The organism is Buchnera aphidicola (Drepanosiphum platanoidis), assembly GCF_964020165.1.
GTDB classification, from domain to species: Bacteria; Pseudomonadota; Gammaproteobacteria; order Enterobacterales; family Enterobacteriaceae; genus Buchnera_J; species Buchnera_J aphidicola_BL.
Genome location: NZ_OZ026537.1, coordinates 301,005 through 313,752 on the forward strand (window position 1 = coordinate 301,005; position 12,748 = coordinate 313,752).

At 17.6% G+C, this 12,748-nt stretch carries 10 protein-coding genes and 4 tRNA genes; 3 read left to right on the plus strand and 11 right to left on the minus strand.

Annotated features, from left to right (window positions below; translation table 11 throughout):
- Positions 1–219: 219 nt before the first annotated feature.
- The 8 genes from rplA to AACL42_RS01500 form a co-directional block, all read right to left on the minus strand.
- Complete coding sequence (gene rplA, locus AACL42_RS01465) at positions 220–912, minus strand: 50S ribosomal protein L1 (RefSeq protein WP_340147386.1); 693 nt, start codon at positions 910–912, stop codon at positions 220–222.
- Positions 913–937: 25 nt separating this feature from the next.
- Positions 938–1,381, minus strand: coding sequence for a 50S ribosomal protein L11 (gene rplK / locus AACL42_RS01470; RefSeq protein ID WP_340147387.1), 444 nt, complete (start codon positions 1,379–1,381; stop codon positions 938–940).
- A 116-nt stretch (positions 1,382–1,497) separates the two neighbouring features.
- On the minus strand, positions 1,498–2,034 hold the full coding sequence (gene nusG / locus AACL42_RS01475; protein WP_340147388.1) for a transcription termination/antitermination protein NusG: 537 nt from the start codon (positions 2,032–2,034) through the stop codon (positions 1,498–1,500).
- Between the two features lie 54 nt (positions 2,035–2,088).
- Positions 2,089–2,373 (minus strand): preprotein translocase subunit SecE, encoded by a 285-nt coding sequence (gene secE, locus AACL42_RS01480; protein WP_340147389.1) that lies wholly within the window; start codon positions 2,371–2,373, stop codon positions 2,089–2,091.
- A 235-nt stretch (positions 2,374–2,608) separates the two neighbouring features.
- A tRNA-Thr gene (locus AACL42_RS01485) sits at positions 2,609–2,681 on the minus strand.
- Between the two features lie 59 nt (positions 2,682–2,740).
- A tRNA-Gly gene (locus tag AACL42_RS01490) sits at positions 2,741–2,812 on the minus strand.
- 87 nt (positions 2,813–2,899) lie between these two features.
- Positions 2,900–2,982 (minus strand) — tRNA-Tyr (locus AACL42_RS01495).
- A 327-nt stretch (positions 2,983–3,309) separates the two neighbouring features.
- Positions 3,310–3,382: transfer RNA gene (locus AACL42_RS01500), tRNA-Thr, on the minus strand.
- Between the two features lie 1,909 nt (positions 3,383–5,291).
- Here AACL42_RS01500 and AACL42_RS01505 point away from each other — a divergent pair.
- From AACL42_RS01505 to secB, 3 genes are all read left to right on the plus strand, one after another.
- Complete coding sequence (locus AACL42_RS01505; RefSeq protein ID WP_340147390.1) at positions 5,292–6,506, plus strand: argininosuccinate synthase; 1,215 nt, start codon at positions 5,292–5,294, stop codon at positions 6,504–6,506.
- A 92-nt stretch (positions 6,507–6,598) separates the two neighbouring features.
- Positions 6,599–7,981, plus strand: a complete 1,383-nt coding sequence (argH, locus tag AACL42_RS01510; protein ID WP_340147391.1) for an argininosuccinate lyase — start codon at positions 6,599–6,601, stop codon at positions 7,979–7,981.
- Positions 7,982–8,144: 163 nt separating this feature from the next.
- On the plus strand, positions 8,145–8,582 hold the full coding sequence (secB, locus tag AACL42_RS01515; RefSeq protein ID WP_340147392.1) for a protein-export chaperone SecB: 438 nt from the start codon (positions 8,145–8,147) through the stop codon (positions 8,580–8,582).
- Positions 8,583–8,724: 142 nt separating this feature from the next.
- On the opposite strand, the gene rpoD is transcribed toward secB, so the two are convergent.
- The 3 genes from rpoD to rpsU form a co-directional block, all read right to left on the minus strand.
- Positions 8,725–10,548: an RNA polymerase sigma factor RpoD gene (gene rpoD / locus AACL42_RS01520; RefSeq protein ID WP_340147393.1), complete on the minus strand. Its 1,824-nt coding sequence runs from the start codon at positions 10,546–10,548 to the stop codon at positions 8,725–8,727.
- 101 nt (positions 10,549–10,649) lie between these two features.
- Complete coding sequence (gene dnaG / locus AACL42_RS01525; RefSeq protein WP_340147394.1) at positions 10,650–12,419, minus strand: DNA primase; 1,770 nt, start codon at positions 12,417–12,419, stop codon at positions 10,650–10,652.
- Positions 12,420–12,509: 90 nt separating this feature from the next.
- Positions 12,510–12,725: a 30S ribosomal protein S21 gene (gene rpsU, locus AACL42_RS01530; protein ID WP_340147395.1), complete on the minus strand. Its 216-nt coding sequence runs from the start codon at positions 12,723–12,725 to the stop codon at positions 12,510–12,512.
- Positions 12,726–12,748: the final 23 nt, after the last annotated feature.

A 12,748-nucleotide genomic window follows, 5' to 3' on the forward strand; every position in this document is an offset into this window, starting at 1 on the left:
TAATTATATTTTAAAAAATTTTTTCCTTTTTATCTGATTTAATTTTATAAATTTTTATTTATAGTTATATTTTAAAAAATATAAAATATTATTTTTTCATATTAATATACAAATAAAAATTTAAATAAAAATTTTTATTTTAAAATTTAATGTTATTTTTTATTTGTATTTAGAAGTAATATAAAATAAAATAAAAGATAAACAAATAATAAAAATATTTTAATTTTTATTATATTTTTTAATTTTATTTTTTAAAATTTTTATTAAAATAGATTTTCCCATAGTTTTAGATAAAAAAATTTTTTTTATATACTGTCCTTTTACTTTATTAGGTTTTAAAGATGTTATTGTAGAAATTATTTTTAAAAAATTTTTTTTTATTTTTTTATATTTAAAATTTATTTTTCCGATAGAAGCATGTATAATTCCATTTTTATCATTTTTAAATCTAATTTGACCTTTTTTTATTTTTTTAACCGTATCATAAATTTTATTAGTGATAGTTCCAAATTTTAAATTTGGCATTAAATTTCTAGGTCCTAAAATTGGACCTAATTTGCTTACTAATTTTATAGTATCTTTAGTTGCTAAAATTACATTAAATTTTTTTTTATTTTTTTTTATTATTTTTAATAAATCATTTGTTCCTATTGCATCTGCTTTTGCTTTTTTAGCTTCTTTTACTAATTTTTCTTCATTTGTAAAAACTGCAACTTTTATTTTTTTTTTTAATCCATATGGTAAATTTATAACTCCTCGAATATTTTGATCTGGTTGTTTTGTGTCTATTCCAAGATTTATTGCAATATCAATGTTTTCAACAAATTTTTTTCTTTTTTGTTTTTTTAATATTTTAATAGCTTCTTTTAATGTAAAAGAATTTTTTTGTGTTGTATTAAGTTTTTTTTTCATATAATGATTTAATTTTTAATTTTTTTTAAGTTTTTTTATTTTTAATTTTTACTTTTATTCCCATAGATTTTGCTGTTCCAATAATGCAACTACATATTTTTTCTAAATTTGAACCTGTCATATCCGGTTTTTTTATTTTTGCAATTTCTATAATTTTGGAAAAATCTATTTCTGCTACATTTTCTTTTGATGGAATTTTAGATCCTAATTTTATTCCTGCTGCTTTTTTTAATAAGTTTGATGCTGGAGGAGTTTTAGTTATAAAAGAAAAACTTTTATCTTGATAAACTGTAATTATTACTGGAATAGGAAGTCCTTTTTCTAAAGATTGAGTTTTTAAATTAAATGATTTACAAAATTCCATTATATTAACTCCTTTTTGTCCTAATGCTGGTCCTATAGGAGGGCTCGGATTTGCATTTCCAGCTGGAATTTGTAATTTTATATATGATTGTATATTTTTTTTCATAAAATTTTCAGTATTTTAAAGTAAAATTAAATAATAAAGTAAATGAATTAAAATTATTTTTATATTATAAAAAATTTTTAATTAAATGTTTTTTGCTTATTTGGAATTAAATTAGTTTAATTTTTTTCAATTTGACTAAAATCAAGTTCTACTGGAGTAGATCTTCCAAAAATTGAAACTGAAACTTTTAATCTATTTTTATCATAATCAACTTCTTCTACAATTCCATGAAAATCAGAAAAAGGACCTTCTTTTATTCTTAAAGTTTCACCTGGCTCAAATAATACTTTTGGTCTAGGAGTATTTCCTATTTTTTTTAATTTTTTTAAAATTTTTTTTATTTCATATTTTTTGATTGGTAAAGGTTTTTCAGAAGTTCCACCTATAAATCCCATTACTTTTGGTATATTTTTTATTATATGCCAATTAATTTCATTCATAAACATTTCTATTAAAATATATCCAGGAAAAAATTTATATTCACTTTTCTTTTTTTTTCCTTTTTTTATTTCTATTACTTTTTCTGAGGGAATCATAATTTTCCCAAACATATTTGATAAATTTTTTTCTTTTATAGAAGTTTTAATTGAATCTACAACTTTTTCTTCCATTCCAGAAATTGATTGAAGAACATACCATTTTTTTTTTAACATTTTATTAAAATTTTTAATTATTTTTAAATTTAAAATATTATTATTGTATTAATTTTAAAAATCTTGTAGAGGGATAGTTAAAGATGTTAAATAAGAAATTAAATGCATTATAATATTATCTAAACTCCATAAAATAATAGAAACTATAGTACTAATTAATATAATGAATAAAGTCATATATAAAGTTTCTTGAATATTTGGCCATTTTATTTTTTTTATTTCTGATTTTAGTTCTAATAATTTAAGAATTATTATTTTTTTATATTTTGAATTATTTAAAAAAGATATAAAAGAGGTTATTAAAACGATAATAGAAATACTTTTATTTATATAATTCATGTTGTAATATTTAAAAAATATAATAATAAAAGTAATAATAAATATTATAAAACTAAAAAATTTTATAATTTTTTTAAAATTTGATAAATTTAAATATTGAAATATTTTTTTAAAAACCATTATTTTCCTTTAAAAATCATAAATAAAAAATTTTTAATTAAATTTATAATTTATAAAATAAATTTAATATTTTTATTTTTAATAATTTTATTTTATTTTTATTATTATATTTTTTTGCTGATACCCAGATTTGAACTGGGGATCTCACCCTTACCAAGGGTGTGCTTTAACCTCTAAGCCATACCAGCAGAAAATTTTAAAAATGTTTTTATTTCTGATTTTTTAAAATTAAAAATTTAATTTTTTTAGCGAGCAGCGGGAATCGAACCCGCATCATCAGCTTGGAAGGCTGAGATAATAACCCTTATATGATGCTCGCAAAAATTTTATATTTTTTTTAAATTTTTAAATAAAAAATAATAATATAAAATTATTATAAGATTTTAAAAATTTATAAAAATTTTTTTGGTGGGAGAAGGATTTGAACCTTCGAAGTCGTAAGACATCAGATTTACAGTCTGCTCCCTTTGGCCACTCGGGCATCCCACCTATTTTTATTAAATTTTTTTTAATTAAATTTTTAATAATTAAAATAAAATTAATTAATTTTTTATTAAAATTTTTATAAAAAAATAATTAAAATTTTAATTATTTTTTATTTAAAAATTTAAATATTTTTTAAAAATTATAAAAAATTATATTAATTATACATTTAATTAATATAATTTACATCATTTTTATAATTATTAAGAATTAAAATTTTAATTATTTTTTTAATAATTAAAATTTTTGATAAAAAATAATTTATAATATTATTTATTAAATTAAATTTTTAATATATAAAATTTAAAAATATTTTTAATGATTTTTTTTTTATGCCGGCTACCGGAATTGAACTGGTGACCTACTGATTACAAGTCAGTTGCTCTACCTGCTGAGCTAAGCCGGCAAATTTATTTATTTATTTTATACTTGTTTTTTAAGTTTTTTGAAATTTAAAAAATTTAAAGTTTAAATAATAAAATATTTTAATTAAAAATTGTATTTTTAAAAAATTTGTTTAATTTTTTAATTTTTAGTTAATTTATATAATTTTAATAAATATATTATTAAAAATTAATAATTTAGATAAATTTTATATTAATTTTATAAAAATTAAAAATTTTAAAATTAAAATTTTAGTTTATGATAAAAAAATAAATATAATTTTTAATTATATTATAATTTAAATTATATATAAATTAAAAAATTTTTAAATGTATTATTAAATTTTTAAATATTATATTATATTTGTTATTTATTTTTTTATAAAAAATAAAATAAATTTAAATTAATTTTTTTCTTAAATGAGAATTATATATATTTTTAAAAAAAATATCAAATTATAAAATAAAAATTTTTATATTTATTATTTTTTATTTTAAATAAATTTTTAAAAAATTATTTTTTAATTTTTGATAAAATTGTTTATTTATTTAAAATAATAAATATTTTTAAGATAATATTTTTATTTATGATTTATTTTGATAATTAATTAATAAAAAGTATATAAAATTATTATAAAATAATAAAAAAATAAATTTTTTTATTTTTTAAATTAATTTTTTTATAATAACATATAAATATAAAAATTTTTTATTATATAAAAAATAAAAATAATAAAAATTTTTTGTTTATAATAATTAATTTTTAAAATTTTTTAAATTAAGTATTATTAATAACAAAATTAAATTAAAAAAATTAAAAAATTATAATTTTTATTATAAAAATTTAATATAAAATTTTTTTTTTATTATTATCTATATACGTATTTTAATAATAAATATTATAGTGATAATATTTAATTTATATTAAAAATATATGAAAAAATTCTTTTATAAATTTTAAATAAATATTATATATTAAAATAAATTTATTATTATAAAAAATTTAAAATATTTTATTATAATAAATTTTTTTATATTTTTAACATTTTTTTGTTAATAATTTTTTATACATTATTTTAATTTTCTAAATATTTTTTATAAAATTAATATAATATAATTATTTTATGATTTAATTATTATAGTTATAATAATGTTAAAATAATTTAATATTATTTATAATTTTATATAAAACATTTAAAATTTTTTAAAAAATATTAAATTTTTTAGTATTAATTGTTATGTATTTTTTATATTAAATTAAAATTTTTTAAAAAATATAGTGAATGTATAAAATTAAAAATATTGTAAAATTTTTTTTAAATTTTTAAAATTAATTAATTTCTTTTAAAAAAAAGTGAATTATAACTTATTATTTAAACTTTTTTTAATATTATAAAAGTATTTTTTAAAAAAATATTTTTAAATAACACAAACAATTTGTTTTTAATAAAATTAATTAAAGATTAATTAATTTTTATTTATATATTATTAAATAATGTTTTTTATAGATATTAATTTTTTTATTTAGTTAATAAAAAAATTTTTAATAAAACAAAATATTAATATTTTATTTTTTTTTATTTATTTAAATTAATATATATATATATTATATATTGTTATATATATATGATATACAATATATAAAAAAATTTATAAAATATATTAAATATTTTAAATTATGTAAAATAAATTTTTTAATAAAATTAATTTTATATCAATAATATTATAATTATATATTTATTATAACTTTAAAATTTAAAATTTATTATTTTATTAGTCAAAAATCATAAAGTTTAATAATAAAACAAATTATAATTTTTTTTATAAAATTACAAAATTTTTTTATTTTTTGCATTAAATTTTTTAAAATATTATTTTTATTTTATTATATTATAAAAAATTTTTTAATTTTTTATTAGGAGATATTTATTTATGTTTGTTAAAAATAATTCTAAAAAAGAAAAAGTAGTTTTAGCGTATTCAGGGGGATTAGATACTTCAGCTATTATTCCATGGTTAAAAGAAAATTATGATTTAGATGTAATTGCAATGGTTGCTGATGTAGGCCAATCAAAAAAAGATTTATTAGGGATTGAAACAAAAGCAATAAATTCTGGAGCATCAAAATGTTATGTTATAGATTTAAAAAAAGTTTTTGTAAAAAAATATGTTTACCCTGTTTTAAAAACTGGAGCGTTATATGAAGGAAAATATTTGTTAGGAACAGCTATAGCTAGACCTATAATAGCTAAAGCTCAAATTCAGTTGGCAAATAAAATCAAAGCAAAATTTGTTTGTCATGGAGCAACTGGAAAAGGAAATGATCAGGTAAGATTTGAAATGGCTTATGCTTTTTTATCTCCTAAAATTAAAATAATTGCTCCATGGAGAGAATGGAATATGAAATCTAGAAAAGATCTTATAAAATATTTAAAAAATAAAAATATTACCACCGATGCTTCTTTAAAAAAAATATATAGTAGAGATGAAAATATATTTCATATTTCTACAGAAGGAGGTAATCTTGAAGATACTTGGAGTAAACCTAAAAAAAACACATGGGTATGGACTAAGAACCCAGAAATTTCTTCTGAAAAACCACAATATGTTTTAATAAGTATAAAAAAAGGACATGTAATTGGAGTAGATAAAGTATTTATGTCTCCTATAAAATGTTTAAAAAAACTTAATTATATAGGTTCTTTGCATGGAGTAGGGAGAATAGATATTGTTGAAAATCGTTTGATTGGAATGAAATCTAGAGGATGTTATGAAACTCCAGGGGGATCTATTATGTATGAGGCAATTCGATCAATAGAACAATTAACTTTAGATAGAGAATGTTTTTATTGGAGACAAATTATAGGATTGCAAATGTCACAAATTGTATATGATGGAAAATGGTTTTTGCCTATTAGAAAAGTTCTTCAGGTATCTTCTAATCAAATATCTAAAAAAGTCAATGGAGAAGTGTTGATTAAATTATATAAAGGTTCAATTACAGTTATTAAAAAACGATCTAATAATTCTATATATTCTAAATCTTATTCTACATTTGAAAAAGATTCCGTTTACAATCAGAAAGATGCATCTGGTTTTATAAACATATATTCTTTATCTTCAAAAATAATGTCAAAAAATAAATAATATTTCTTTATTTTATATTTTTTTAAATTTTTTAGTCTTTTTTTATAAAAATTTAATTATTTAAATTTAACTTTTAATAATAGGTTTTAATTATGAGTCTTTGGGGTGGTAGATTTAAAAAAAAATCTAATTTTTTTTTTAGTAAATTTAATAATTCTTTAAAATTTGATTATTTTTTAATAAAATTTGATATCATTGCTTCTATTGCTTGGTCAAAAATTTTATGTTCTTCTAAAATTATTACTAAATCTGAACAAATTAAATTAGAAAATGCTTTGAATATATTATTGAAAGAAACTAAAGAAAATCCTAAAAAAATATTTTTAAGTCACGCAGAAGATATTCATTCTTGGGTAGAAGAACAGTTAATAAACATGATAGGTGATTTAGGTAAAAAATTGCATTCTGGAAGAAGTAGAAATGATCAAGTTTCAACAGATTTAAAATTATGGTGTAAATATCAAATAAATAAAATTAAAAAATTAATTTTAAAATTTCAAAATAAATTACTTAATCTTGCAGAAAATCACATTTCTTCTTATGTCTCGGGTTATACACATTTGCAAAATGCTCAACCTATTTCTTTTGCTCATTGGTTTTTAGCTTATTTCGAAATGTTTAAAAGAGATTTTCAAAGATTAGATGATTGTTTGTCGAGATTAGATATTAGTCCTTTGGGTTCAGGAGCATTATCTGGAACTGCTGGGAATATTAATAGAGATAAACTAGCAAAATTAATGAATTTTAAAGAATCTACCGAAAATAGTTTAGATAGTGTTTCAGATAGAGATTATGTAATTGAACTTTTATCTTCAGCTTCTATAAGTATGATGCATCTATCAAGATTTTCTGAAGATTTAATTTTTTTTAATTCCGGAGAATTAAATTTTATAGAATTATCAGATTTAGTAACTTCTGGTTCATCTTTAATGCCTCAAAAAAAAAATCCTGATGCATTAGAGTTAATTAGAGGAAAAACGAGTGGAGTTTATGGGTCTTTAATTTCTCTTTTGGTTTTATTAAAAGCTCTTCCTTTAGCTTATAATAAAGATCTACAAGAGGACAAAGAACATCTTTTTAAATCTATAAATGTATGGAAAGATTGTATTCAGATGAGTATTATTGTTTTAAAAAATCTTAAAATAAATCATAAAATATGTAAAATTTCTGCTATGAAAGGATATAGTAATTCTACTGATTTAGCTGATTATTTAGTTAGTAAAAAAATTGCTTTTAGAAGTGCACATGATATAGTTGGAAAAATTGTATTGTATGCAATTTCTAAAAATAAATCTTTAGAAGAACTAAATTTAGTTCAATTGAAAAAATATAGTTCAGTAATTTCTAAAGATGTTTATGAATATATTAGTTTAAATTCATGTATAAAAAAAAGAAATTCTAAAGGAGGTACTTCAAAATTTCAAGTTTTAAAAGCAATTAAGCGAGCAAAAAAATATTTAAAAAGTTATTATTAATTTTTTTGTTAATCGCATTAATTTTTTAAAATTTTGTAATATTAATTAAAATATTTTTTAAAAAAAATATATAAAATATATTATACTTTGACAAATATTTTTTATATTTTTAAAAAATAAAATTTTTTATTTTTTTTAATATTAAATAAAGAGTAATATTATTATGGATTTAACTAATAAAATCAATAAAAAAAAAATTTTCTTTAATCTCAAAAAAGTTTATATAAAAGATATTTCATTTGAAGCTCCAAATACTCCAAAAATATATAATGAAAAATGGAATCCAAAAACTTTATATAACGTTAATATTATTAATAATGATGTTGAAGATAACTTATTCGAAATAATTTTACAAATATCTTTAAAAGTTATTATAAATTCAAAATTAGTATTTTTATGTGAAGTTCATCAAGCTGGATTATTTTTTTGTAAAAATATTCCACAGCATAAAATGTTATTTTTTTTAAGAGTGCAATTTCCTCATATTCTTTTTCCTTATGCAAGAGAATGTGTATCTAATTTAATTTGTAGAAGTGGTTTTCCTCAGTTAAATTTAGATCCAATTAATTTTGAAAAATTATATAAAAATTTAAAAAATTAAAAAAATGTTTTTTATGTTTTATATTTTAATTTTTTAAGAAATAATTTAAATATTTTTAAAAATTTTGTTTTTTTATGTTTTATACTATTGTTAACAATAATTTTTTGATTATTGTTAACTAAATTTCTTTATTATGTTATTTTTAATTATCTAAAAAACTTTTTAAAATTTCAGATCTACTTGGGTGTCTTAATTTTCTTAATGCTTTTGCTTCAATTTGTCGAATTCTTTCTCTAGTAACGTCAAATTGTTTTCCTACTTCTTCTAATGTATGATCAGTATTCATATCAATTCCAAATCTCATTCTTAAAACTTTTGCTTCTCTAGGTGTTAATCCAGATAAAATATTATTTGTTGCATGTTTTAAACTTTTTGAAGTAGCAGATTCTAATGGAAGCTCTAAATTTGTATCTTCGATGAAATCTCCTAAATGTGAATCTTCATCATCTCCAATTGGAGTTTCCATAGAAATTGGTTCTTTTGCAATTTTTAAAACTTTTCTAATTTTTTCTTCTGGTATAAGCATTTTTTCAGATAATTCTTCTGGAGTAGGTTCTCTACCTATTTCTTGCAGTATCTGACGTGAAATTCTATTTAATTTATTTATTGTTTCTATCATATGAACAGGAATTCGAATTGTTCTGGCTTGATCCGCTATAGATCTAGTTATTGCTTGTCGAATCCACCATGTTGCATATGTAGAAAATTTATATCCTCTTCTATATTCAAATTTATCTACAGCTTTCATTAATCCAATGTTTCCTTCTTGAATCAAATCTAAAAATTGTAATCCTCTATTAGTATATTTTTTTGCAATTGAAATCACTAATCTTAAATTTGCTTCTACCATTTCTTTTTTTGCTTTTTTCGCTTGAATTTCTCCAATAGAAACCTTTTTATGAATTTTTTTTATATCAGTAATTTTTATTCCTACTTTTTTTTCAATTTTTTTTAAATTTTCTATATAAAATTTTATTTTTTTTTTTATTTTTTTTATTTTTTTAAACCATGGGCTATTTTTTTTATTAAATATTTTTAGCCAAGTGTAGTTAGCTTCATTTTTTAAAAAATGATTAATAAAAATTTTTTTTGGTATTTTACCTTTTTTGATACATAATAAAATTATTTTATTTTCTTGTTTTTTAATTTTTGTAATATGTTGTTTAATTTTATTTAATAAAAAATCAAATTGTTTTGGAACTAATTTAAACTGTTTAAATATTTTTGATAGTTTTTTAATTTCTTTAATAGATTTGTAATGATTACGTTTTTTTTTTTTAATTATTTTAATAGTTTTTAAATATTGATTTTTTAGTTTTAAAAATTTTTCATATACTAATTTTTTATTTATAGAATTTTCTGAAAAATTATTTGTATCTTCTTTTATTTTACATTTTTTTCTTTCAAAATAATCTTTTTTTTTAGCTTTTTTTATTTTTTTTTTTTTAGATTTTTTTTCTATAAATCCAATAATTATATCAGATAATTTTATTTTTCCTAAAATTGAAAAATTATATTGCTCTAAAATATAATTAATAGAATTTGGAAATTCTGCTATAGAAGATTGTATTGTTCGAATTCCTTTTTCTATTCTTTTTGCTATTTTTATTTCTCCTTCTCTGGTTAATAGTTCAACCGTCCCCATTTCTCTCATATACATTCTTATTGGATCAGTGGTTTTTACAAGATCAGATTCTACATTAGATAATACTTGAGCTGCTTCTTCTACAGCATCATCATCAGTATTTTCAGTGTTTGAATTATTTAAAATTAAATTTTCTGTATCAGGAATTTTATCAACTACTTGAATGCCCATGTCGTTAATCATTTGAATAATTTCATTTATTCTTTCAGAGTTTGATAAATCTTCAGGTAAATGATCATTAATTTCAGAAAAAGTTAAATAGCCTTGTTCTTTTCCATATTTTATAAGTTTTTTTAAACGAGATTTTGGGTTTTGATCCATGATATGACTCTCATTTATAATGTTAATTTTTAAGTAGTTTTATAAAAAATTTTTTTTATAATGTTTAAGTAATAATGAAAGTAATTAATTTTTATAACGAACTAATTAAATTTTTTTTTTGTTATATATTTATTAATCTTCCAAAAAATTTTTTTTTCTTTTTTTGTTAATTTTTTTTTTTTACTTTTTAAAATTATTTTTTCTTGTTTTCGTTCTAAAGATTCTAAATATAATTTTTTTATTATTTCTAAAAATATTATTTTAATTTTTTTTTTAGAAATCATATTATTCCATGAAGATAAATTTTGTAAAGTAGAAAATATTTTTTTGTTTCTATATACTTCTAAAATTTTAGCGGTATTAACATTTTTTATATTTAAACAATTTTTTAATATATTTATAAATATCTTAGATTCTTTAGAGTTTATTTTTTTTATTTTTTTAAATTTTATAATTTTTTTAGCTAAATTAGGATTTTGAATGATTAGACTAATTAAAATTTTAATTTTTATATTTTTTTGACAACTTTTTTTATTTTTTTTAAGTTTGTATGTAATTTTTTTTTTGTTATTAAAAATTTTTTTTAATTCATAAAAATCTGATATTCCAACTTTTTTACCTAATTTTTTTAAAAAAAATAATTTAACTAGTTTACCTGGAATTTTTTTTATTAAATGAATTGATTTTTTTAAAAAAAAAGTTTTTTCTTCAATTTTTTTAATTTTTTTTTTTTTTGAAATTGATTCGAATAAAAAATCATCTATAGATAAAGCATTTAATATTCTTTTTTTAAATAAATGTAGTCCTTCTTTTCTAATAATAGAATCTGGATCTTCTCCTTTTGGTAATAAAATAAATTTAATAGTTCTATTATCATATATATGTGGTAGTGATAATACAAAAGAATTCCACATTGCTTTTTTTCCTGCTGTATCTCCATCATAGCAGTATATTAATGTATTTGTATTTTTAAATAAAATTTTTAAATGTTCATTATTTAATGTGGTTCCTAATAGACCAACGCAATATTTTATATGAAATTGTGTTAATGTAATAACATCGATATAACCTTCAACTAAAATTAAATATTTTAATAATTTAAAAATTTTTTTTTGTTCATATAGTCCATAAATTTGCTGGCTTTTATAAAATATTTTTGTTTCTTGTGAATTTATATATTTTGGACAATTGCTATCATTTATAATACGAGCTCCAAAACCCGTAGTTCTTCCATATATATCTCGTATTGGAAAAATTATTCTATTGATAAATTTACTAGATATAACATTATTTTTTTTTTTATAAAATAGTCCAGTATCATTTATATCAATTTTTTTGAATGATTTTTTTTTTATAATATTTAATAATTTAATATTACTTTTAAAATTTGAAAATCCGATAGAAAAAAATTCTATCATTTTTTTATTAATACCTCTATTTTTTAGATATTTATATGCATATTTACTATTTTTTTTAAAAATGTTTTTATTATATATTTTTTTAGCGAATTTCATTAATGTAAAGAGATTGTTTTTATAATTAAATTTTTGAAGTTCTTGATTATTTTTTTTTTTTTTTGGATATTCTAAATTGTTTAATTTAGATAGTTCTTTAATAGTTTCTAAAAAATTTAAATTGTTATATTTCATTAAAAAATCTATACTATTTCCATGTAATTGACATCCAAAACAATGAAAAAATTGTTTTTCATAATTTACAACAAAAGATGGAATTTTTTCATTATGAAATGGACATTTTGCATAATAATTTTTTCCTTTTTTTTTTAATTCTATATAAGATCCTATTAAATCTATAATGTTAGTTTTTGATAGTATTTCGTAAATAAATTCTTTTGGAATTTTTCTATTCATAAAGTTAATTTTTTAAACAAAAATTTTGCCGTTTTGTTTAAATTAAAAACGGCATGTTAAATTAAAGATGTTTTAAAAATTTATAAAATTTTAATACATTCTAGTTCTTTTTAAATTTTCTCTAGCTAATTTTTTTGATAATCTTTTTTTTGCTGATGCTTTGGCCCTTTTTCTAGCTGTAGTTGGTTTTTCATAACATTCTCTTCTTCTTATTTCTGATAAAATTCCAGCTTTTTCACATGATCTTTTAAATCTTCTTAAAGCTATATCAAATGGTTCATTTTCACGAACTTGAATTATTGGCATATAATTTTTCTCTATTTTAGATT

Excerpts from the sequence above, each read along its gene's own strand:
- rplK (WP_340147387.1), bottom strand. The coding sequence starts at position 1,381 with ATGAAAAAAAATATACAATCATATATAAAATTACAAATTCCAGCTGGA.
- dnaG (WP_340147394.1), bottom strand. The coding sequence starts at position 12,419 with ATGAATAGAAAAATTCCAAAAGAATTTATTTACGAAATACTATCAAAA.
- rpoD (WP_340147393.1), bottom strand. The coding sequence starts at position 10,548 with ATGGATCAAAACCCAAAATCTCGTTTAAAAAAACTTATAAAATATGGA.
- secB (WP_340147392.1), top strand. The coding sequence starts at position 8,145 with ATGGATTTAACTAATAAAATCAATAAAAAAAAAATTTTCTTTAATCTC.
- rplA (WP_340147386.1), bottom strand. The coding sequence starts at position 912 with ATGAAAAAAAAACTTAATACAACACAAAAAAATTCTTTTACATTAAAA.
- argH (WP_340147391.1), top strand. The coding sequence starts at position 6,599 with ATGAGTCTTTGGGGTGGTAGATTTAAAAAAAAATCTAATTTTTTTTTT.
- AACL42_RS01505 (WP_340147390.1), top strand. The coding sequence starts at position 5,292 with ATGTTTGTTAAAAATAATTCTAAAAAAGAAAAAGTAGTTTTAGCGTAT.
- secE (WP_340147389.1), bottom strand. The coding sequence starts at position 2,373 with ATGAATTATATAAATAAAAGTATTTCTATTATCGTTTTAATAACCTCT.
- nusG (WP_340147388.1), bottom strand. The coding sequence starts at position 2,034 with ATGTTAAAAAAAAAATGGTATGTTCTTCAATCAATTTCTGGAATGGAA.
- rpsU (WP_340147395.1), bottom strand. The coding sequence starts at position 12,725 with ATGCCAATAATTCAAGTTCGTGAAAATGAACCATTTGATATAGCTTTA.